The organism is Planctomyces sp. SH-PL62 (genome assembly GCF_001610895.1).
Taxonomy (GTDB): domain Bacteria; phylum Planctomycetota; class Planctomycetia; order Isosphaerales; family Isosphaeraceae; genus Paludisphaera.
Window position 1 is genome coordinate 5,483,942 of record NZ_CP011273.1, and the last position, 20,348, is coordinate 5,504,289.

The following is a 20,348-nucleotide window of genomic DNA, read 5'->3' on the forward strand; positions in this document are numbered from 1 at the left end:
GAATCGAAACCCGCCGAAGCTCCGGAGCGCCTCGCCACGATGGAACGACCAGATACGCCGGATTGGGTCCGCGACGCCGTCTTCTACCAGATCTTCCCCGATCGCTTCGCGCGCAGCCTGAGCGTGCCGAAGTCTCCGAACCTGGAAGCGTGGGGATCGCCGCCGACCTACAACGGCTACCAGGGGGGCGACCTGGTCGGCGTCGCCGAGCGCCTGGACTACCTCCAGGAGCTGGGCGTCAACGCCATCTACTTCACGCCGGTCTTCCAGTCGGCGTCGAACCATCGCTACCACACCCACGACTATGAGAAGGTCGACCCCATGCTGGGGGGGGACGCCGCGCTCCGCAGGCTCCTCGACGCCGCCCACGAGCGGGGGATGAAGGTGGTGCTCGACGGCGTGTTCAACCACGCCAGCCGGGGGTTCTTCCCGTTCCACGACATCCTGGAGAACGGGCCGGACTCCGCCTACGTCGATTGGTTCAAGGTCAGCGGGTTCCCCGTCAACGCCTATCACCTGGAAGTCTCCCCGAACTACGAGGCCTGGTGGAACCTCCCCGCCCTGCCCAAATTCAACATCCAGAACCCGGAGGTCCGGGAATACCTCTTCAACGTCGCCGTCAAGTGGATCGAATTCGGCATCGACGGCTGGCGGCTGGACGTCGCCAACGAGATCGAGGACGACGAGTTCTGGCGCGAGTTCCGACGCCGGGTGCGCCGGGCCAACCCCGAGGCCTACATCGTCGGCGAGGTCTGGACCGACGCCCAGCGCTGGCTCCACGGCGACATGTGGGACGCGGTGATGAACTACCACTTCACCCGCGCCTGCCTCGCCTTCTTCACACGCGGCGAGGTCGACCTGCCGGAGTTGCAGCGGACGAGCCTGCACCCGATCCCCGAGCCCGGCGCCGAGTCGTTCGCCCGCTCGATCGAGCGGCTGCACGGGATCTACGCCCCCGAGACCACCGCCGCCATGCTCAACCTGCTGGGGAGCCACGACATGGCCCGGTTCGTCACCCTGGCGCGCGGGGACGTCTCCGCGCTGCGGCTGGCGACCCTGTTCCAGATGACGTACCTCGGCGCCCCCTCGATCTACTACGGCGACGAGATCGGCCTGAGCGGCGGCCACGACCCGGCCAACCGCGGGGCCTTCCCCTGGGACCAGCCCGCAGCCTGGAACCGGGACCTGCTCCACGAGTTCCAGCGCCTGACCGCCCTGCGGCGTTCCCGCCCGTCGCTCCGTCGGGGATCGTTCCGGGTCCTCCACGCCGACGGCGACGTCTTCGCCCACGCCCGGAAGCTGGGCGAGGAGACGGTCCTCGTCGCGTTCAACGCCGGGACGACGCCCCGGCGGCTCGACCTCCCCGTGCACGATCAGGTCGCCGACGGCGTCGAACTGGCCGATCCCTGGTCGCACCAGGCCGCCGTCGTCGAGTCCGGCCTCGTCCGGGGCCTGGAACTCCCCCCCCGCTCGGGCAAGGTGCTGGCGACGCCCCTCGGCTCTTGAGGACGGACCAGATGAGCATGCGACGCCCGCCCCCCGCCTGGCGGCTCCCCCAGGGCGTGAATGCGCCTTTATGGGAGTACCTGAACACGCCCCGGCTAGCCGCCGAGGAGGACGCCTACTTCGCCGGGCACCCGCTGTTCGAGGCCGACGCCGAGGCGCTCGACCGGCGGTTCCGACCCCCCGGCCGGCTCGTCGACCTGGGCTGCGGGGCGGGTCGACACGCGATCCGGTTCGCGGGCCGGGGCTTCGAGGTCGTCGCGATCGACCTGGCCCGGCCGATGCTCGAAGTCGTCGGCCGCAAGGCGGAGGAGGCCGGGACGCGGCTCCTGACCGTGCAGGCCAACCTCTGCGACCTGGGCTGCCTCCCCTCCGCGAGCTTCGACTACGCCACCTCCATGTTCAGCACGCTCGGCATGATCCGGGGCCGGGACGCCCGCCGTCGGGCTCTCGGCGAGGCGGCCCGCGTCCTCAAGCCCGGCGGACGGCTGGCGCTGCACGCGCACAACCTCTGGCTCAACCTCCGCGACGCCCAGGGCCGGAGATGGCTCGTCCGCCAGGCGCTCGGGCTGCTCCGAAACCGCGACGACTTCGGCGACCGGCGGATGACTTATCGCGGCATCCCCGGCATGGAAGTCCACCTCTATCGCTGGGGCGAGCTGAAACGCGAGCTGCGACGCGCCGGGTTCCAGGTCGACGAGGCCATCCCGCTCGACGAGGTCACCGCCGCGCCCATCCCCTCCCCCGGCCGCTTCCCCAGCCTCCGCGCCGGCGGCTGGCTCGTCTTCGCGACCCGCCTCGGGAGCACCTCCTGACCCGTCGCCCCCAGGCTCAGGCGGTCGGTCGCCACCACGCCCGGCCGTGTGCGGCGATGGAATCGCCCCGCAAGCATTCTAAATATCTTTTCATAAACCTTCGCCCAGTCGCGGTCCCCTCACCGTATCGGAACCTGTGGGACGAGTGCCGGATCTCGATCCGGAACGCCTCCATAGGTCTGCAAGAACTTGGGAGGACATCGATGAACCACTTGATTCGAAGCATCCCCAGAGCGGCGGCCGTGGCGCTCATGATGATGGCGTGCTCGATGACGCCGGTCTCGGCCGGGCATGGAGGAGGAGGCGGCGGCCACGGCGGCGGGGGCCACATGGGCGGCGGCCACATGGGCGGCGGCCACATGGGCGGCGGCTACCACGGAGGAGGATTCCGCGGCGGCTACGGCGGCTACGGCGGCACCCGAGGGTATGGCGGCTACCGCGCGTCCGGCTACCGCGGATATGGCGGCTTCGGCGGCCTGGGCTTCCTCGGGTATGGGCTTTACGGCGGCGGCTACGGCTACGGCAACGGGCTTTACGGCGGCGGCTACGGCTACGGCAACGGGCTTTACGGCGGCGGCTACGGCTACGGCCTCGACCCGTACAGCAACGCGGGTGACGTGTCGTCGTCGGCGAGCCAGCCGGCCGCGGCCCCGTACCTGACGGACCAGACCTATGAGCCGGGCGACGGCTACCGTTACCCGCTGTACTACAATCCGGCGACCGGCACGTACTTCTACTACCCGGTCGCCCCCTGACTTCCGCGCGGGCTCGCCCGGCCCGCCCTGGTTTTCGAGCTTCGGATCGGTCCGGGGCGGGGCGGGGTCAGATCTGGTAGTTGAGGCGTTGGGGGTAGGCGTCGTCGGGGCGGACGTCGGGGCTCTCGCGGTAGCGGAGCTTGGGGTTCTCGATGGTGACGGTCGTGTACGGGGCGACGCTGCGGGTGATCCAGGCGGAGGAGCCGACGACGGCGTGGTGGCCGATGGTCGTCTCACCGCCGAGGATCGTGGCGTTGGCGTAGATGACCACGTCGTGCTCGATGGTCGGGTGCCGCTTGCGGCCCCGGACGACCTCGCCGGTGGCCTCGTCGCGGGGGAAGCTGAGCGCGCCGAGGGTGACGCCCTGGTAGATCTTCACCCGGTCGCCGATCTCCGTCGTCTGGCCGACGACGACGCCGGTGCCGTGGTCGATGAAGAACTCGCGGCCGATCCGCGCGCCGGGGTGGATGTCGATCCCGGTCTTGCCGTGGGCGTACTCGGTCATCATGCGGGGGATCAGGGGCACGCCCAGGTTGTACAGCTCGTGCGCCAGGCGGTAGACGGTGATGGCCGAGACGCCGGGGTAGCAGAAGACGATCTCGTCCAGGCTGGAGGCCGCCGGGTCCCCCTCGAAGGCCGCCTTCACGTCCCCGCCGGCCGTCTCGCGGAGTTCGGGGATGCGCTCCAGGAACTGGATCGTGTAGGCCTCGGCCTTGGCCTCGGAGGCGGTCTGGGGCTCGCGGGCCTGGCAATCGTGCTGGAAGGCGCGGGTGAGCTGCTGGCAGAGGCGGTCGTACAGGCCGTCGATCAGGTCGCCGACGTGGTAGGCGACGTTCCCCATGTGCAGGTTCTGGCGTCGGCCGTAGCCCGGGAAGAGGACTTCGCGGAGGTCGCCGAGGATCTCGACCACCTCGCGGTAGCTCGGCAGCGACGAGTGCCCCAGGTGGTTGACCGACTCGCAGCCCTTGTAGGTGGAGACGATCCGGCTCGTCAGGTCGGGGAGCGAGTCCCGGAGCTTCCCGTTCGAATTCGCGTTCGCGTTCGCTTCCGTCGCCATGGGCCGCCTTTCGCGCCGACGTCTCACACCCCCCCACGCCTTCGTCATCTTACGGCAACCCGGCCGGCCGAATCAACGCGAGCCCACCCCGGCCACGCCTGCGCACACCCGTGCATTCGTTGACTTGATCCGCCCCCCTCCCTAGCATGACTCGGGAGCCCCTCGGTCCCGCGCGTATCGACATCCCGACGTTGAATCTCGAGAGGCAGGCGATTGATGGCGACGGATCGGCCCCGGACGCTCGGCGAGCTGCGACGGAGCGGGCATCGGCTGGAATCGGTCAAGGACGAGATGAGGCGCAACCTCGTCCGCAAGCTGCAATCCGGGGAGCCGCTGTTCCCGAACATCCTGGGATATGAAGAGACGGTCGTCCCCCAGATCCAGAACGCGATCCTCTCGCGCCACGACATGCTCTTCCTGGGCCTTCGCGGCCAGGCCAAGACCCGGATGCTCCGCCAGCTCGTCCACCTCCTCGACGACGCGGCCCCGATCGTCGAGGGCTCCGAGATCCACGACCACCCGTTCCACCCGGTCTCCCGCTACGCGCGGGACCTGATCGCCGAGAAGGGGGACGACGCGCCGGTCGCCTGGATCGGCCGCGAGGAGCGGTACAACGAGAAGCTCGCCACGCCCGACGTCACCATCGCCGACCTGATCGGCGAGATCGACATGATCAAGCACGCCGAGGGCCGCTACCTCTCGAGCGAGGCGACGATGCACTACGGCCTGATCCCGCGCACCAACCGGGGGATCTTCTGCATCAACGAGCTCCCCGACCTCGCCCCCAAGATCCAGGTCGGCCTGTTCAACGTGCTGGAAGAGCGCGACGTCCAGATCCGGGGCTACCCGATCCGACTGGAGCTGGACCTCTGCCTGGTCTTCTCGGCGAACCCGGAGGACTATACGAACCGGGGCCGGATCGTCACGCCCCTGAAGGACCGGATCGGCTCGGTGGTGCGGACGCACTACCCGCTGACTCGCGAGATCGGCATGGCCGTCAACGACCAGAACGCCTGGCTCGACCGCTCCATCGGCGACGGCGAGGCCGAGGGCGGGACCAGCGTCCCCGGCTACATCAAGGAGGTCGTCGAGGAGGCGTCGCGGCTGGCGAGGACCTCGCCGCACGTCAACCAGCAGTCGGGCGTCTCGGTGCGGATGTCGATCGCGAACCTGGAGAACGTCGTCTCGAACGCCGAGCGCCGGGCGCTGGCGAACCGGGAGTCGGCGATCGTCCCCCGCGTGGGAGACCTCGCCGCGGCGCTCTCCAGCTCGCGAGGGAAGCTGGAGCTGACGATGAGCGAGGAGGACGGCCACGAGGACAAGCTGATCCAGCGGATCCTCGACGAGGCGGTCAAGAACGTCTTCCTGCTCCACTTCGACGTCCGCGAGTTCCGGCCGATCGTCCAGCACTTCGAGTCCGGCCAGACGCTCGAGACCGGCGACATGCTCGGCTCCCAGGCCGTCCTGGACCGCATCGCCAAGGTCCCCGGCCTCCGCAAGCGGGCCGAGGAGGCCGCCGCGGAGCTGGTCCCCCAGGCCAAGACCCCCGAGGCCAAGCTCGCCGCCGCCGCCAGCGCGGCCGAGTTCATCCTCGAGGGCCTCCACGTCCACAACAAGCTCAACAAATCCGCCAAGGGAGGCGGGACGTCGTACCAGCGCTGACGAAAGCCTTGCCCCCCTTAGGGGAATCTGGTGACGACGAACACCGACCATAAAGTCCTTCCCCCCTCGCGGGGAAGGTGGCCCGAAGGGCCGGATGAGGGGGAAGACGAGCGCAAACGCCGTCGGCGTCTCGAGCGGTAGGACTGCAGCTTCCGTACTGGTCCTCCCTCCTCATCTGACCGCTGCGCGGTCTGTCTACCCCCGCCAGTGGGGAAGACGAGCACGAAAACCATCGCCGCGACGCCCGGTCGGATCGCGGCTCCACTCTCCCAGGCGACGCCCCCCTTCCCCGAGGCTCGTTCTCCCATGTCGAACTACGAATACTCGAAGTGGGACGGCTCGCAGGAGTTCCTTCCCCAGTCGGCGGACAAGCTGTTCGAGCAGATCTCCGAGTACCTGCTCCAGTACGGCGAGGACGTCCTGCGCAACCTCGACGACGTGGACGACGACGACCTGCCCGAAGTCGTCGAGATGATCCAGAAGGAAGGGCTCATCGAGCGCGACGAGGAAGGCCGCTGGAGCGTCACGCCCAGGGGCCTGCGGAAGATCCAGGACAAGTCGCTCCACGAGCTGTTCCTGACCTTCAACCGCGACGCGCTCGGCCGCCACGAGACCCAGCAGAAGGGCGAAGGGACGGTCTCGCTGGAAGACACCCGGCCCTACGTCTTCGGCGACCCCCTCGCCAACATCGACATGCACCAGACGCTCAAGAACGCCTACACCCGCCAGGGGGGCGGTGTGCCGATCCACCTCACGCCCGACGATTACGTCGTGCACGAGACCGAGTACCAGACCCGCTGCGCCACCGCCGTCCTGATCGACATGAGCGGCTCGATGGGACGCTACGGCAAGTACTACACGACCAAGAAGGTCGCCCTGGCGCTCCAGGCGATGGTGCGCTCCCAGTACCCGCAAGACTCGATCCAGATGATCGGGTTCTACACGTTCGCCAACAAGATGAACGAACGCGAGCTGCTGAACTCGGCCCCCAAGCCGGTCAGCATGTTCGACAGCCGCATCCATCTGCGGTTCGACATGGACCAGCCCAAGGGGCGCGTCCCCCAGCACTTCACCAACATCCACGCCGGCCTGCGGCTGGCCCGCAACCACCTGATCCGCCAGCCGGCGGGGAACAAGCAGATCATCGTCATCACCGACGGCGAGCCCACGGCGCACATCGAGGGCCGGGAGGTCGTCCTGATCTATCCGCCGGCCGAGAAGACCGCGGCCCACACCCTGGCCGAAGCCCGCCGCTGCGCCGCGGCGGGCATCCGGATCTCCAGCTACGCCCTGATCGAGGACTACTTCTACCTCGGCCTGGTCAACTTCGTGCAGGAGATGGCCCGCGTCTCCAACGGCGTCGCCGCCTACTGCTCGGCCGAGGACCTCGGCAAGTTCGTCTTCGAAAGCTTCGTCGGCGGCCGTCACACCCGGCGCTATCACGCCTGAACGCCGCTCGACCTGTGCGGTTCGTCTCAACCTGGCGCAGGCCGCGTCAAGGAATCCAGCCGGGCAACGCGGCGGCCTGCTTCACCCACGACGCCATTCGCGCCTCGTCGAGCTGGTCGCCTTCGTAAATGTCGATCCAGCGTGCGTCCTTGCTCTTCGGCGTGCCGCCGGGGGGAACCGGATGCAGCGACAGGCCCTGGAAGAAGGTCACCTTGACGTAGCGGGTCAAGACGTGGAACGACAGGAACCAGCCCTGGCCTTCGACGCCGTAGAACGGCGAGTTCCACCTCACGGCCTTGCGCACGTCGGGCACGATCCGCACGATGATCTCGTCGAGGCGCCTCCCGAGGTCGCTCTTCCAGCCCGGCATCGCGGCGATGTAGGCCTGCACCGGGGCGTCGCCGTCCGCCTTCGCAATCTGCGGGTTGCCGCCCGACAGCAGTTTCACCGGCTCGGCCGCATCCGCAACGGGGACGGGCTCCTTCGCCGGCGGGCGGTTCGGGATCGCCCCGGGCTTGACGGCGAAGACCTTCACGCCGGCGGCGTAGTCGTTCACGTCGTAGCGGCGGAGGAGGTCGGCGAGCCGGGCGTGGAGCGCCTCGTCCACGACGGCCGCAGGCCCCACGGCGCAGCATCCCGAATCGGCGATGGGCAGGCCCGACGGCTCGCCCGGGAGCGGGCAGCAGCCGGCCTGGTTCTCGACCTTGGCGTAGGCGTTCAGGTCGGCCCCGCCGTCGATCACCTCGACGTGGGCGAACCCCGCCTCGACCAGCCCCTTGCCGTACTCCTCGATCGGGATCGCCCCGGCGATGCAGCCGACGTAGGCCATCAGGTCGTTCCCCAGTTCCGGGGGCAATTCGCACTTCAGGGCGATGTCGCTGACCGCGAGACGGCCCCCCGGCTTGAGGACCCTGGCGATCTCGCGGAAGACGGCGGCCTTGTCGGGTGCGAGGTTGATCACGCAGTTGGAGATCACGCAGTCCGCCGAGGCGTCCGGCAGCGGGAGCCGATCGATGGGGGCCAGGTGGAACTCGACGTTCGCCAGGCCGGACTTCTCGGCGTTGCGACGGGACAGGTCGATCATCTCGGGCGTCATGTCCACGCCGATCGCCCGGCCCGAAGGCCCGACCTTGCGGGCGGCCAGGAGGACGTCCAGCCCGCCGCCGCTCCCCAGGTCCACGACCGTCTCCCCTTCCCTGAGCTTGGCGGTGGCGGTGGGGTTGCCGCAGGAGAGCCCCATGTTGGCCTCGGCGGGGATCGAAGCCAACTCCTCGGGGCTGTACCCGAACGCCTCGGCCACCGCCCGAACCCCGGCGTGGTCGCTCGAAAGGCCGCTCGCCGCGACGGAGCCGTACTTGCCCTTCACCGCATTCGTGATCGTCTCGGACATCGGATCATCCTCCCTAGAATCGTTCATGCGGACATCGGACGTCCGTCCAGCCGCCGCCGGACCTCGCCCAGCACCCACGCCATGAGCCTCCCGATCTCGTCCCGGCTCTCGTCGTAGCGGGCGGCCTCCTCGGGCGTGTCGTCGTATCGCTTCGGGTCGGCGAACGGCAGGGAGAGCCGCAGGGTCGCGCCGGGGACCGTCGGACAGCCGGCGTCGGCCTCGTCGCAGACCATCAGGGCGGCGAAGCCGGATCGGGGATTGCTCGGGTCGTCGTACCGCTTGGAGAACTCGACGACCTCCATCGGCGGCCCTCCGGCCGAGCCCCATCGGACGCGATAGACGGGGTTGGCGACCCCCGGCTCGCCCCTCGCGGCCTCCTCGCCGGTCGTCTCGACCTCGACGCCGATCCGCCGCAGGGCGGCGATCGTGCGGGGGTTGAAGGCTGTGGGGCCGGTCCCCCCGCTGTGGAAGCGGACCTCGGGCAGGCCGAAGTAGGCGGCGGCGCAGTTGCCGAGGATCGAGCCGAGCATGCTCCGCCGACTGTTCCCCGTGCAGACCACGACGACGCCGAGCGGTCGTCCTTCCTCGAAGTTCTCGATGATCCATCCGGCCAGTGCACGCCCCGCCGTGCGGTGGGCCTCGGCGATCCGCTCGGGATCTCGCGTCAGGTCGCCGATGTGCTCGGCGAGGGCCGGCGGCAGGGGACGACGGAACGAAGTCGTTGGAATCGGGGCGGCTGGATCGTTCATGGTTTCGCTCCTCGGCCTGCGTCGGCGAATGACCTCGGGACCACGCCCATTGAATTCGCTTCGGCGAATATATAGGGGCAAAAAAAGATTCGGCTAGGAGCGGCCGCAGCAGCCCAGGAGCCCTTCGAGCCGCCTTCGATCCTCGTCGAAAATCTCGGGATCGCCCAGGCAGGAGCCGAGACAACCCAGGAGGATGCGATGCAGCCCGGAACCGGCGCGAGCCAGCCGGTAATGGACCCAGAGCCCTTCCTTGCGACCGACGACGAGGCCGTGCTTGCGGAGATAGGCCAGGTGCCGGGAGACGGTCGGCTGCGGCAGCTCCAGCGCCCCGTGCAGGTGGCAGACGCAGATCTCCTCGAGGTCCCCGGCCAGCAGATTCAGCAGCCGCAGGCGCACGGGGTCCGCGAACGCCGACAAGGTCCGGGCGGAATCGTCGAGGCCGGGAGTGCTGACTCGTGCGTTCTTCATTCGTCCAGGCGAATATAGAGCCCGCCGCCCGGAACGTCAACGGCGAGCCGTCGCAGTCGGCTCGTCCGAGCACGGCCGCGGCGGCGTCGAGATCCGTCGGCCGGCTCGCCGCGACGGGGGAGGAAGACTTTCTTTTAGGCGAACTGTTTGACCAGGCTGTAAGGCACGACCTTCACCCCACGCTCGCGGAGGCTGGAGAGCCCCTGGCGGAGCAAGGCGAGCTGCTCCCGCCATTCGGCGTCGTCGAGGGGCTCGATGCGAGAGGGGAGGTCGGAGGGCGCGGCGATCTCGCGCTCGTCGAGGAGGAAGACGAGGTCGCCGCGGGTCAGCAGGAGCGACTCGATCAGCCCCCGGGTCCGCTCGACGTGCTCGGCGCGACGGGCCTTGCCGCCGGCGCCGACCAGGGTCAGGACGCTCAGCTCCACGCCGGCGGCCTTGGCATGGGCCGCGAACGCCTTCAGGTCCTCGTCGGCCCAGCCCTTGCCGTAGAGCCGGCGCAGCTCGGGCGCGCCCGATTCCACCCCCAGGGCGATGCGGGTGAGGCGGCGGGCGTAGGCCCCGCGAAGGGTCGCGGCGTCGGCGATCGGGCGTTCGAAGTCGTCGAGGAAGGCGTGGATCTGGTCGATCCGGGGCTCGGCCGGATCGTCGTCGGCCGAGGCTGCGCCGCCCTCGGGCGCGAGCTCGCGGCCGATGACGTCGAGGTAGGCCAGCACGTCCGGGCCGGGGAGGCGGAGGACGTCCGGGCCGGCGAGGAACGCCGTCCGGGTCTGGAGCAGGCGACGGCCGAGCAGCCCGGCCACGTCGCGGACGTGGGCCTCGAACGCCTCGGGGGGGCGGACGGAGTGGGCGTGGACCGGGCCGGCGGCGAAGCGGCGGCCGTCGCGGTCGCCCACCGTCGCCTGGACGACCACGGCGTTGGGGCAATCGGGGGGCAGCAGCGGGAGCGGGCCGTAGACCTCGCGGACGCGAGCCTCGTGGGCCGCCCAGGCGGGGGCGTCCCAGGCGGCGATCCGGCCCAGGAACTCGCGAAGTTCGGCGTCGTCGATCGGCCTCGCCTTGCCGTCCGGGGGGTCGAGGCGACGGCAGCCGCCGCGGGCCAGGTCGGCGAGCAGGGTGTCGGCGACGGCCCGCACCTCCGCGTCGAGGCGGCGGGCGTCGGCCTCGTCGAGGGACCGCCGCCGCATGACCAGCCCGTCGGGCTCGCGGACGCGCTCGATCTCGTGAATGGCGCCGTCGAGCCTCTTGACGTAGTGGCGGTCGCGGGCGTAGGCCCGCTGCCATCGACCTTCGAGGTCGAAGTGGTAGATCGGCGCGTCGCCGAAATAGAGGGAGAACGCCCCTTGTTTGAAGCCCGCGAAGACCAGCGCCCGGCCTTCCCACTGGAGACCCTCGCGCCTGGTGTAGAGGGCCCCCGTCTCCAGGAGGCAGGCCGCTTCGTTCTGCTGCGGAATCATCATGCTTCGTCCCCTGAGCCCACCGGCCGCGGACGCCCGCGCCGGGACGAGGGACGTCGAGGCTCGGCCGCGGTTCCGTTCGCGGAAGCGCTCTCGCCGGAAATCTCGCGGCGATTATACTACGATCCGGCGAGGATTGGGGACGCCGAACGGCTCTCGCGAGGAAGTTCGCCCGCGTCTCCCCCCGATCCCCGCCGCCAAGGAGGATCTCGACGATGGGGCAGGACGCTCCCGAACGCGACGCGACGACGGCGTCGCCCCCCCCGAAGGACGGCCGCCGTCCCGCCTGGATCGAGCCGCTCGCGCTCGTCGCCGTCTGCCTCGCCCTCTTCCTGGCGGGCAACGCCCGGACGGGCCTGTGGGACCGCGACGAGCCCCGCAACGCGGTCGCCGTGCACGAGATGCGAGGAAGCGGCGACTGGCTCTTCCCGACCTTCAACGGCGAGCCCCGCCATCACAAGCCGATCCTCGCCTACTGGTTCATGGGGGCCGCCACGGCGATCCTGGGCGAAGGCCCGGCCGGCATGCGGCTGCACTCGGCGCTGGCGGGGACGGGGACGTGTCTGCTCGTCTGGATGCTCGGCCGTCGCATCCTGGGCGCCCGCGCCGGGTTCCTGGCGGCGCTGATGCTGGCCGTCTCGCCGATCATGGTCGCCGAATCGAAGCTGGCGACGACCGACGCCCTGCTGACCTTCTGGCTGACGGCCTGCCAGCTCTGCCTCTGGGAGCTGGCCCGTCGCGGCTCGCGGCGGATCGCGCTGACGTTCTGGGTCTTGCTCGCGCTGGCGATGCTCACGAAGGGGCCGGTCGGCCCGGCCCTGCTCGCGGTCACGGCCGCGTTCGCCTGGTGGTGGGGCTGCCCGGTCGTCGAGGTCTGGAGGCGGTTGGAGTGGCGGCGCGGGCTGCTCGCCTTCGCCCTCCTGAGCGGCCCGTGGTACGTCCTGATGCTGGTCGCCACCCGCGGCGATTTCGTCGAGGTGGCCGTCAAGCAGCAGTTCCTCCAGCGGCTCGCGACCGGGATGGAGGAGCACGGGGCGATCCCCGGCTATTACGGCCTGATGTCGACGGCCCTGTTCTTCCCCTGGTCGTGCCTGGTGCCGATGGGGCTGCTCGCGGCCTGGCGGCGGCGGAAGGTCGATCCCAACCTGGCCTACCTCGTGGCCTGGATCGTCGGGCCGATGATCCTCCTGGAGTGCGTCCAGACGAAGCTGATCCATTACTATCTCCCGGCCTATCCCGCCTGCGCGCTGCTGGCCGCGTGGGTGGTCAAGGGGGTGGACCGCCAGGCGGTGACGCTGCGGCGATGGCCCCTGGGAAGGCTGGCGCAGGGGATGATCGCGGGGATCGGCGTGACGGCCGGGGTGGGGATGGCGGCGGCCTCCGCAATCGCCCCGGCGGGGCTCGGCCTGCCGCTGGTCGCCTGCGGCCTGGTCGTCGGCCTGGGGACGGCCGCGAGCCTGCTGCAACTCCACCGCGGGGAGACCTGGCGGGGGGCCTACGGGCTGGCCGCGACCGTGGGCCTGATGATGCTCCTGGTCTCCGGCTGGCTGATCCCCCGCGCCGAGCCGCTGCGGGTCTCGCGGATCGTCGGCGAGCGGCTGGCGGCGCTCAAGGCGGAGACCGGGCTCGACCCGTTGCTCATGCAGTATCAGGAACCGGGCGTCGTCTACGCGTACGGCCGGCCGATCGCCCTGACTCGCGAGGCGTCCACGTTGCGGGAGCGGCTGGATCGCCAGGAGGCCATGATCACGGCCGTCACGCCCGAGGAGGTCGTCGAGTTCGAGAAGAAGTTCGGCGTCGAGTTCACGAGAATCGAGGACGTGGCCGGCTTCAACGCGGCCAAGGGGAAGGCGTACCGGCTCCATCTGGCCGTCGTCCGCAAGGCGAAGGCCCCGGAGTCAACGGCCACGGGGGCGGTCGGCGAGCAGCCGCTCGTAAAGTGAGCGGAGCTGCGTCGTCATCGTCTCGTGCCGGAACTGGTCGGCGAACCGCCGTCGGCCTTCCCGGCCGAGGGCCTCGCGGAGCGCCGGGTCGGCGGCGAGCCGGATCACGGCGGCGGCCAGGCCCTCCAGGTCGCGAGGCGGCAGCAGGACGCCGGTCTCGGGCGTGACGACCTCGCGGGCCCCGTCGACGTCGTAGCTGATCGCGGGCCGACCGACCAGGAGCGACTGCGGCAGCACCCGCGCCAGCCCTTCGCGGAGGCTCGGGTGGATGACCGCGTCCGAGGCCGAGAGCAGCTCCGGGATCCGGTCGGGGGGGACCAGGCCGGTGAGGAGGAAGGCGTCGCGGATCCCTCTCGACTCCAGGTCGGCGATGAGGCGGTCGCGGAGGATGCCGTCGCCGATCCAGACGAAGCGGACGTTCGGGTTCGCGCGGAGGATCGCCGGGGCGACGGCGATCAGGTCGTCGTGCCCCTTCAGCTCGAACAGCCGGGCGACGGTCGCGAAGGCGACGTGCTCCGGGGCCAGCCCAAGCTCGCGCCGGACCTCGTCGCGGGGGCGCGGCGGGTTCAGGAAGGCGTCGGCGTCCATGCCGCTGTAGACGGTCGAGAACTGTTCGGGACGGCCCACGCCCGCCGCCAGCGCCTGCCGGGTCATGGAGTCGCACACGCTGACGATCGCGTGGCACCGCCGCGCCGCCCACCGCTCCAGCGCGATGTAGAGCCGGTTCCGCGCCGCCGACTCGAACGGCCCGAACGGCAGCCCGTGGATCGTGTGGACGACCGCCGGAACCCCCTCCTTCCAGGCCGCCGCCCGGCCGACGATCCCCGCCTTCGAGCTGTGGGTGTGGACGACGTCCGGCCTGAGCCGACGGAACGACCGCCGCAGCTCGCGATACGCCTTCCAGTCGGTCGCGGGGTTCACGGCGCGGATCAGGTTGGGCGTCAGCTCGACCTTAAGCCCCCGCTCCTCCGCACGCCGAAAGAGGTCGCCCTCCGGGCCTTCCGCCGGGCCGGTGATGAGCGTCACGTCGTCGCCGTATCGATGGTGGAGCCCCTCGACGGTGAGCAGCGTGTTCTCCTGGGCGCCGCCGAGGATCAGCCGGGTGATGACGTGGACGATCTTCATGGGCGCGAGGCCTTCTCCGGCGGGCGGTCGTAATTGACGTGGTGCAGAAACAGCCCGCGCGCGGGGGCCGTGGGCCCGGCCTCGACGCGGTTCTCGGCCCGCAGGACCTCTCCGACCCAGCCCTCGGGCCGTTTCCCCGTCCCGACCAGCGACAGGGTCCCGGCGATGGAGCGGACCATGTTGTAGAGGAAGCCGTCGGCCTCGACCTCGATGTGGACGAGGTCGCCGTGCCGGCTCGCGACCACGTCGTAGATCGTCCGCACCGAGCTGAGGCGGTTGGGCCAGTCGGTCTCGAAGCTGCGGAAGTCGTGCCGGCCCAGCAGCGCCGAGGCGGCCCGGTTCATGGCGTCGACGTCGAGCCGGTGGAAGATGTGCCAGGCGTACCGCAGCTCGAACGGGCTGGCGTACTGGCCGTTGTCGATCCGATAGCGGTAGCGCTTGGAACGGGCGTCGAGCGTCGCGTGGAAGGCCTGCGGGACCTCGGCCGCCGCCAGCACCCGGACGTCCGGCGGCAGGATCGCGTTGAGTGCCTTCAGGAAGACGTCCGGCCTGTGCCGCGCCGCGGTCAGGAAGTGGACGACCTGGCCCAGCGCGTGGACCCCGGCGTCGGTGCGACCGCTGGCGTTGGTGTTCGGCCGCTTCCCGCCGTTGAGCCGCTCGATCGCCTCGTCCAGAACCGACTGCACGGTCCGCAGCTCGGGCTGGCGCTGCCATCCGTGGAAGTCCGTGCCGTCGTAGGAAATCGTGAGCTTGATGTTGCGCATCGGGACGTGGGGTGGAGACCTTCTTTTCTCGACCGACGCCGCATGCGGCCGTCGTCGGCGACGGCTATCGTGCTGGTCATCCCTTCCCCCCTGGTCGGGTAAGGTGGCCGCAGGCCGGATGAGGGGGACCATCAAAGCGGACGTCGCTGACGGCTCTGGTGCTGGTCACCCCTTCCCCCGCGAGGGGGGAAGGGCTTCAGGGACCGGATCACGCGCGGGCCGGTTCGAGCTTCAGGAGGGCCTCGGCGATCTGGACGGCGTTGGTGGCGGCGCCCTTGCGGAGGTTGTCGCTGACGCACCAGAACAGGAGGGCGTTGGGGTTCTTGAGGTCGTTGCGGGCGCGGCCGACGAAGACGTCGTCGCGGCCCTCGGCGGCGGCGGCGAGCGGGTATTGCAGGGCGGCGGGGTCGTCGACGACGGTGAGGCCGGGGAACGCGCGCCAGAGGGCCAGGGCGGCCTCGGCGGTGATCGGGCGTTCGGTCTCGATCAGGATGGATTCGCTGTGGGAGTAGGAGACCGGGACCCGGACGCACGTCGGGCAGACGTCGATGGCGTCGTCGCCCAGGATCTTCCGGGTCTCGTTCACCATCTTCATTTCTTCCTTGGTGAACCCGTTCGGGAGGAAGTCGTCGATCTGGGGGAGGCAGTTGTTGAAGATCGGGTGGGCGAACTTGGCGGGGGCGGGGATGGCCTCGCCCCGGCCCCAGGCGCGGGTCTGGCTCTCGAACTCGTCGACCCCCTTCTGGCCGGCGCCCGAGGCCGACTGGTAGGTGCTGACGACCACGCGGAGGACCTTGAAGGCGTCGTGCAGGGGCTTCAGCGCGACGACCATCTGGATCGTCGAGCAGTTGGGGTTGGCGATGATCCCCTTGTTGCGGGCGATGTCCTGGGGGTTGACCTCGGGGACGACGAGCGGGACGTCGGGGTCCATGCGGAAGGCGCTGGAGTTGTCGACGACGACCGCGCCGGCGGCGGCGGCGATCGGGCTCCACTCGCGGGAGACGCCGGCGGGGACGCTGGAGAGGACGACGTCGACCCCCCGGAAGGCCTCCCTGGAGATCGGTCGGACCGGGTGCGACTCGCCGCGGAACGTCACCGTCTTGCCCGCGCTGCGCTCGGAGGCCAGGAACTGGATGGCGGAGACGGGGAAGTTCCGCTCCTCGAGCAGGCGGATCATCCGCTCGCCCACGGCGCCGCTGGCGCCGACGACGGCTACGTTCTTCACGGTCGAGTTCTCCGGATGTTGGGGGGCGGGTCGCGCCCCGGTTCTCGCGGCGGCGGCGGTGCGGGCCGATTCTTCTCCATCTTACGATCCCGCGGGCCGCGACGCCACGCGAAGCGGTCGGCCGGGTCGTCTCCGGGAAACGGTCCTGTGCGCGGCGGGGGGGGGATTATTAGAATGGGAGTCGAGGTTCAGACAGCGTGCCTTCGGCCAGGACGAGGACGGGTCGGCCGCCCCCGAGGCGTCCTCGCCGTCCCGCGCCGAGCGACGATCTCAAGTCGCTTGGACGCGAGCGTCGCCCGCGAGGTTCGGGCTATTCTCCGGGGAGTCGACGTCGTGAAAGTCTTGGTCATCGGCAAGGGGGGACGCGAGCACGCCTTGTGCTGGAAGCTCAAGCAGTCGCCGCGGGTCACCGCGGTCTACTGCGCCCCGGGGAACGCGGGCACGGCGATCGACGTCCAGAACGTCGCCATCGAGCCCGGCGACCAGCGCGGACTGGCGCAGTTCGTCCGCCGCGAGGGGATCGGCCTGACGGTCGTCGGCCCGGAGGAGCCGCTGGCGAAGGGCCTGGTCGACTTCTTCCAGCGCGAGGGGCTGCGGATCTTCGGCCCCCGTCGCGACGCGGCCGAGCTGGAGGGGAGCAAGGTCTTCGCCAAGGAGCTGATGCGCCAGGCCGGCATCCCGACGGCCGACTACCGGATCTTCCGGGGCGCGCCCGACGCCGAGCACTACATCCTCTCGCGCGAGGTCGCCCTGATCGTCCGCTCGCGCGGCCGGTCGATGATCCGCAACACGATCCACTGCCGCACCGCGGCCGAGACGCTGGAGGCCGTCGAGCGCATCCTCGACCCCCGCGAGATGCTCGGCCCCGGCGTCCAGGTCGAGATCGAGGACCGGGGCGTCCGCAAGTCCTACAGCACCTACGCCGAGGCCCGCGAGTACGTCCTCAACTGCCCCCTGGGCCTGGTCGTCAAGGCCGACGGCCTGGCGGCCGGCAAGGGGGTCTACGTCTGCGGGACGCTCCGCCAGGCCCTGGAGGCCATCGACCAGATCATGGTCCGCCGGCTCTACGGCCAGGCCGGCGACCGCGTGCTCATCGAGGAGCGGCTCGACGGCCGCGAGACCAGCGTCCTGGCCCTGACCGACGGACGCACCATCGTCCCCCTGGTCTCCAGCCAGGACTACAAGCGCGCCCTCGACGGCGACGAAGGGCCGAACACCGGCGGCATGGGCGCCTTCTCCCCCACCCCGATGGTCACCTCGGAGTTGATGCTGGAGGTCGAGCGCGAGATCCTCGTCCCCATCGTCCACGCCCTGAAGCGGGCCAGGAAGCCGTTCCGGGGGGTCCTCTACGCCGGGTTGATGCTCACCAACCAGGGGCCCAAGGTCCTGGAATTCAACGTCCGGTTCGGCGACCCCGAGACCCAGGTGATCCTCATGCGGCTCCAGTCCGACCTGCTCGACGCCCTGGAGGCGGTCGTCGACGAGCGGTTGGACCAGGTCGAGCTGCGGTGGGACCCCCGCCCCGCCGTGACGGTCGTGATGGCCGCCGAGGGCTATCCCGGCCCCTACGAGCGGAGCAAGTGGATCCAGAACGTTGCCGCCGCCGACCAGCTCCCCGACGTCAAGGTCTTCCACGCCGGCACCAAGATCCGGCCCGACCCCGAGGCCGGCCGCGAACCCCGGATCGTCTCCGACGGCGGCCGGGTCCTCAACGTCACCGCCCTGGGCGACGACCTGGCCAAGGCCCGCGAGCGGGCCTACCAGGCCGTGAAAACCATCCGGTTCCCGGGGGGCGTCTACCGCCGCGACATCGCCGAGGACCCCGACAAGGCCCCCGGCGCCTGACCGCGCCGAATCGAATCCCGCCCGGTCGCCGTCCGCCGAGCCGCCGTCAGACCTTCCAGAGGCCCTTCAAGGCCTTCTGAGCCTTGCCGTAGTTGAGCTTGCGGTTGAACGGCGCGGTGTCGACCTTGGGCGGGAAGGCCGCGCCCTTGACGACGTCGACGTGCTTGGCGAAGAACGCGGTGTCCGAGGGGACGTCGGGCGAGACCAGCGTCCCCTGGATGGCCGAGTTGTCGACCTCGCCCTCGAGCTTGACGTTGATGTACCCGCGCGGCAGGACTACGTTCTCCGGGGCCCCGAAGGGGAACCGCTTCGTGGTCACCTGCTGGAACTCGCCCGGGTCGTTCAGGCCGGACGGGTCGGGGTCGACCGACACCGAGACCACCGAGCTGACCACGCTGCCGGCGATCTGGGCGTTGATCCCGCCGCCGCCGTGGGCCGAGGGGAGCGACGCCCCCGCGATGTTGCTGAACGTCCGGTTGTCGATCGCCTTGGGGGCCACGCCGTTGAAGGCGCCGCCGCCCGCCGAGAAGACCGAGCCGGGCGAGACCGCCTCGGCCGTCAGGGTCTGCGTGTAGCCCGACTGGATCAGCGAGTTGACCAGGTCGGCGCCGAGCTTGAGGTTGTCGAGCGTCCGCGAGACCGTCACCTTCGAGTTCACCGCGCCCCGGTTGGCGTGCAGGTGCTGGATCCACTGCGAGTTGATGACCACGTTGTCCATGCCCCGGCCGAACGACACGTCGCGCGAGCCGCCGGGGGCGATCAGCATGACGTTGTCCGTCTCGCCGCCGATCAGGAAGTTGGTCACCTTGGGGTCCAGCGTATCCCCCGGGCTGCCGCTGAAGATGCTGGTCGCGATGGCGAAGGTGGTGAAGTTGGTGGCGGGGCCGCCGACCCGGACGTAGCCGATCTGGCCGGTCACCTCGCCCGCCTGCGACACCAGGTAGGTGCCGCCGGCCGTGGGCGTGTCGGCCGTCGCGTCGAACTGCGTCGGCGCCAGGCCGTTCGCCGTGTTGCCGTCGATCTGGTTGGCCTGGAACAGGTTGATCCGGCCGGTCACCAGGAACGTCACGCTCTGCTGGTTGACGGTCGTCGTGGTGTTGCCCTGGTTGGTCGAGGTCGACGTGCCCGCGTTGGTGGTCACGCGGTCGACGATGATGCTCGTGCCGGTGGTGACCGGCAGGCCCAGGTTGACCACGAACTCGTTCTTCTGCGCCGAGGCGACCAGGGGCGTGGCGCCGGCGGGGGTGTAGTTGACGTCGACGCCGCCGAAGCGGAGGACGTTCACCCCCTCGGGCGCGGTGATGCCGCCGGCGAGGAAGAAGCCCGAGTGGATGTCGGACGAGACCGTCGACGCCGTGGAACTGGTCCGGCCCAGCCAGAAGTCGGGCATGTCCACCAGGGCGATGCCGTTCTGGGCCGTCGTCCCCCGGCGCTGGACGTTGTTGGCGTCGATCTGGCCGAACGCCCCGTTGTTCTGGATGTTCAGGTTCTGGAAGAAGACCTTGCCGTCTCCCCCCCCCGCCGCTTCCACCCGGCCCACCAGCCGGCTGGAATGCGAGACCGTCCCGGCGACCGTGATCGTGTGGATCAGGTCGGGCGTGGCCGAGTTCGCCTTGGTGAAGGCCTGGCCGGTCGGGTCCACGACGTTGATCGTGCCCGGCCCGTAGAGGGTCAGCGTCCAGCGGTCGCCGTCCGCGTCCGTGCCGGAGACCGAGGCCGACGGGATCGTCGAGAGCGACGACAGCACTCGTCGGGTTTCCAGGCCCTCGGCCATGGGCCGAAGAGATCGTCTCGAAGGCTTTGGCTTACGCGTCCACATGGATCAATTCCCCTTAGCCACGAGGCTCGTCCGGGCTCGGATTCGCGGGTGCCCCCGGAACGGCCGCCCGAGGCGTCGACTCCATCCAGCATTCGTCCCGGCCCCGGTCGGATCAGACGTGCATCCAGGAAGCGGGCGACGAGACGTAGGCGGCCACCCCTCGCGGGGAGATGACCCTGGAGATTCGGCACGCCTTGTTCGATAATCGGTTCGCCGACGGGAGCCCTTGAGAAATTCGTCAAATTCGGCGCATCCGGCGCAGGACGAACAGGGCCACCCCTTCTATCGGCCTGCACCTCAAGTTTTCGTGAGTGTTGGGGGAGGG

Annotated in this window: 16 protein-coding genes; 7 read left to right on the top strand and 9 right to left on the bottom strand. The window is 70.1% G+C overall.

Annotated features, from left to right (window positions below):
• The first annotated feature begins 39 nt into the window (after nt 1-39).
• From VT85_RS21280 to VT85_RS21290, 3 genes are all read left to right on the top strand, one after another.
• Nucleotides 40-1,506, top strand: coding sequence for a glycoside hydrolase family 13 protein (locus VT85_RS21280; protein WP_068419829.1), 1,467 nt, complete (start codon nt 40-42; stop codon nt 1,504-1,506).
• An 11-nt stretch (nt 1,507-1,517) separates the two neighbouring features.
• A complete protein-coding gene (locus tag VT85_RS21285; protein WP_068419831.1) occupies nt 1,518-2,318 on the top strand; it encodes a class I SAM-dependent methyltransferase in 801 nt (266 codons plus the stop codon).
• A 203-nt stretch (nt 2,319-2,521) separates the two neighbouring features.
• A complete protein-coding gene (locus VT85_RS21290; RefSeq protein WP_068419833.1) occupies nt 2,522-3,073 on the top strand; it encodes a hypothetical protein in 552 nt (183 codons plus the stop codon).
• Between the two features lie 67 nt (nt 3,074-3,140).
• Here the strand turns inward: VT85_RS21290 and VT85_RS21295 are convergent, their stop codons facing one another.
• On the bottom strand, nt 3,141-4,130 hold the full coding sequence (locus tag VT85_RS21295) for a serine O-acetyltransferase (RefSeq protein WP_068419835.1): 990 nt from the start codon (nt 4,128-4,130) through the stop codon (nt 3,141-3,143).
• A 216-nt stretch (nt 4,131-4,346) separates the two neighbouring features.
• Here VT85_RS21295 and VT85_RS21300 point away from each other — a divergent pair, with 216 nt between their 5' ends.
• Both VT85_RS21300 and VT85_RS21305 read left to right on the top strand, forming a co-directional pair.
• Nucleotides 4,347-5,792, top strand: a complete 1,446-nt coding sequence (locus VT85_RS21300) for a sigma 54-interacting transcriptional regulator (protein ID WP_068419837.1) — start codon at nt 4,347-4,349, stop codon at nt 5,790-5,792.
• A gap of 306 nt (nt 5,793-6,098) precedes the next feature.
• Complete coding sequence (locus VT85_RS21305; RefSeq protein WP_068419839.1) at nt 6,099-7,241, top strand: VWA domain-containing protein; 1,143 nt, start codon at nt 6,099-6,101, stop codon at nt 7,239-7,241.
• A 46-nt stretch (nt 7,242-7,287) separates the two neighbouring features.
• Here VT85_RS21305 and arsM read toward each other — a convergent pair whose 3' ends face one another.
• The 4 genes from arsM to VT85_RS21325 all read right to left on the bottom strand — a co-directional run bounded on the left by arsM (nt 7,288) and on the right by VT85_RS21325 (nt 11,305).
• On the bottom strand, nt 7,288-8,631 hold the full coding sequence (gene arsM / locus VT85_RS21310; RefSeq protein WP_068419841.1) for an arsenite methyltransferase: 1,344 nt from the start codon (nt 8,629-8,631) through the stop codon (nt 7,288-7,290).
• Between the two features lie 23 nt (nt 8,632-8,654).
• Nucleotides 8,655-9,380, bottom strand: coding sequence for a hypothetical protein (locus VT85_RS21315; RefSeq protein WP_068419843.1), 726 nt, complete (start codon nt 9,378-9,380; stop codon nt 8,655-8,657).
• A 93-nt stretch (nt 9,381-9,473) separates the two neighbouring features.
• On the bottom strand, nt 9,474-9,848 hold the full coding sequence (locus VT85_RS21320; protein ID WP_068419845.1) for an ArsR/SmtB family transcription factor: 375 nt from the start codon (nt 9,846-9,848) through the stop codon (nt 9,474-9,476).
• Between the two features lie 134 nt (nt 9,849-9,982).
• Nucleotides 9,983-11,305: a hypothetical protein gene (locus VT85_RS21325; RefSeq protein ID WP_068419847.1), complete on the bottom strand. Its 1,323-nt coding sequence runs from the start codon at nt 11,303-11,305 to the stop codon at nt 9,983-9,985.
• A 212-nt stretch (nt 11,306-11,517) separates the two neighbouring features.
• Here VT85_RS21325 and VT85_RS21330 point away from each other — a divergent pair, with 212 nt between their 5' ends.
• The gene (locus VT85_RS21330) at nt 11,518-13,245 is read left to right on the top strand and encodes an ArnT family glycosyltransferase (RefSeq protein ID WP_068419849.1); all 1,728 of its coding nucleotides are present in this window, start codon (nt 11,518-11,520) and stop codon (nt 13,243-13,245) included.
• Here VT85_RS21330 and VT85_RS21335 read toward each other — a convergent pair.
• From VT85_RS21335 to VT85_RS21345, 3 genes are all read right to left on the bottom strand, one after another.
• Nucleotides 13,201-14,370, bottom strand: coding sequence for a glycosyltransferase family 4 protein (locus VT85_RS21335; RefSeq protein ID WP_068419851.1), 1,170 nt, complete (start codon nt 14,368-14,370; stop codon nt 13,201-13,203). The two genes, VT85_RS21330 and VT85_RS21335, sit on opposite strands and share 45 nt — an antisense overlap.
• Entirely contained in the window at nt 14,367-15,134 is a 768-nt protein-coding gene (gene truA, locus VT85_RS21340) for a tRNA pseudouridine(38-40) synthase TruA (RefSeq protein ID WP_068419852.1), read from the bottom strand. The genes VT85_RS21335 and truA overlap by 4 nt, the downstream gene beginning before the upstream one ends.
• A 208-nt stretch (nt 15,135-15,342) precedes the next feature.
• Complete coding sequence (locus VT85_RS21345; RefSeq protein ID WP_068419853.1) at nt 15,343-16,359, bottom strand: aspartate-semialdehyde dehydrogenase; 1,017 nt, start codon at nt 16,357-16,359, stop codon at nt 15,343-15,345.
• A 333-nt stretch (nt 16,360-16,692) separates the two neighbouring features.
• On the opposite strand from VT85_RS21345, the gene purD reads away from it, so the two are divergent.
• Nucleotides 16,693-18,204 (top strand): phosphoribosylamine--glycine ligase, encoded by a 1,512-nt coding sequence (gene purD / locus VT85_RS21350; RefSeq protein WP_068422446.1) that lies wholly within the window; start codon nt 16,693-16,695, stop codon nt 18,202-18,204.
• A 46-nt stretch (nt 18,205-18,250) separates the two neighbouring features.
• On the opposite strand, the gene VT85_RS21355 is transcribed toward purD, so the two are convergent.
• Nucleotides 18,251-19,978: a hypothetical protein gene (locus tag VT85_RS21355; RefSeq protein ID WP_068419855.1), complete on the bottom strand. Its 1,728-nt coding sequence runs from the start codon at nt 19,976-19,978 to the stop codon at nt 18,251-18,253.
• Nucleotides 19,979-20,348: the final 370 nt, after the last annotated feature.

What these genes read in the sequence shown, in the direction of transcription:
- VT85_RS21320 (WP_068419845.1), bottom strand. Translation starts at nt 9,848, where the DNA reads ATGAAGAACGCACGAGTCAGCACTCCCGGCCTCGACGATTCCGCCCGG.
- VT85_RS21285 (WP_068419831.1), top strand. Translation starts at nt 1,518, where the DNA reads ATGAGCATGCGACGCCCGCCCCCCGCCTGGCGGCTCCCCCAGGGCGTG.
- VT85_RS21295 (WP_068419835.1), bottom strand. Translation starts at nt 4,130, where the DNA reads ATGGCGACGGAAGCGAACGCGAACGCGAATTCGAACGGGAAGCTCCGG.
- VT85_RS21325 (WP_068419847.1), bottom strand. Translation starts at nt 11,305, where the DNA reads ATGATGATTCCGCAGCAGAACGAAGCGGCCTGCCTCCTGGAGACGGGG.
- VT85_RS21290 (WP_068419833.1), top strand. Translation starts at nt 2,522, where the DNA reads ATGAACCACTTGATTCGAAGCATCCCCAGAGCGGCGGCCGTGGCGCTC.
- VT85_RS21330 (WP_068419849.1), top strand. Translation starts at nt 11,518, where the DNA reads ATGGGGCAGGACGCTCCCGAACGCGACGCGACGACGGCGTCGCCCCCC.
- VT85_RS21300 (WP_068419837.1), top strand. Translation starts at nt 4,347, where the DNA reads ATGGCGACGGATCGGCCCCGGACGCTCGGCGAGCTGCGACGGAGCGGG.
- VT85_RS21355 (WP_068419855.1), bottom strand. Translation starts at nt 19,978, where the DNA reads ATGGCCGAGGGCCTGGAAACCCGACGAGTGCTGTCGTCGCTCTCGACG.
- VT85_RS21335 (WP_068419851.1), bottom strand. Translation starts at nt 14,370, where the DNA reads ATGAAGATCGTCCACGTCATCACCCGGCTGATCCTCGGCGGCGCCCAG.
- truA (WP_068419852.1), bottom strand. Translation starts at nt 15,134, where the DNA reads ATGCGCAACATCAAGCTCACGATTTCCTACGACGGCACGGACTTCCAC.
- VT85_RS21315 (WP_068419843.1), bottom strand. Translation starts at nt 9,380, where the DNA reads ATGAACGATCCAGCCGCCCCGATTCCAACGACTTCGTTCCGTCGTCCC.
- VT85_RS21280 (WP_068419829.1), top strand. Translation starts at nt 40, where the DNA reads ATGGAACGACCAGATACGCCGGATTGGGTCCGCGACGCCGTCTTCTAC.
- arsM (WP_068419841.1), bottom strand. Translation starts at nt 8,631, where the DNA reads ATGTCCGAGACGATCACGAATGCGGTGAAGGGCAAGTACGGCTCCGTC.
- VT85_RS21305 (WP_068419839.1), top strand. Translation starts at nt 6,099, where the DNA reads ATGTCGAACTACGAATACTCGAAGTGGGACGGCTCGCAGGAGTTCCTT.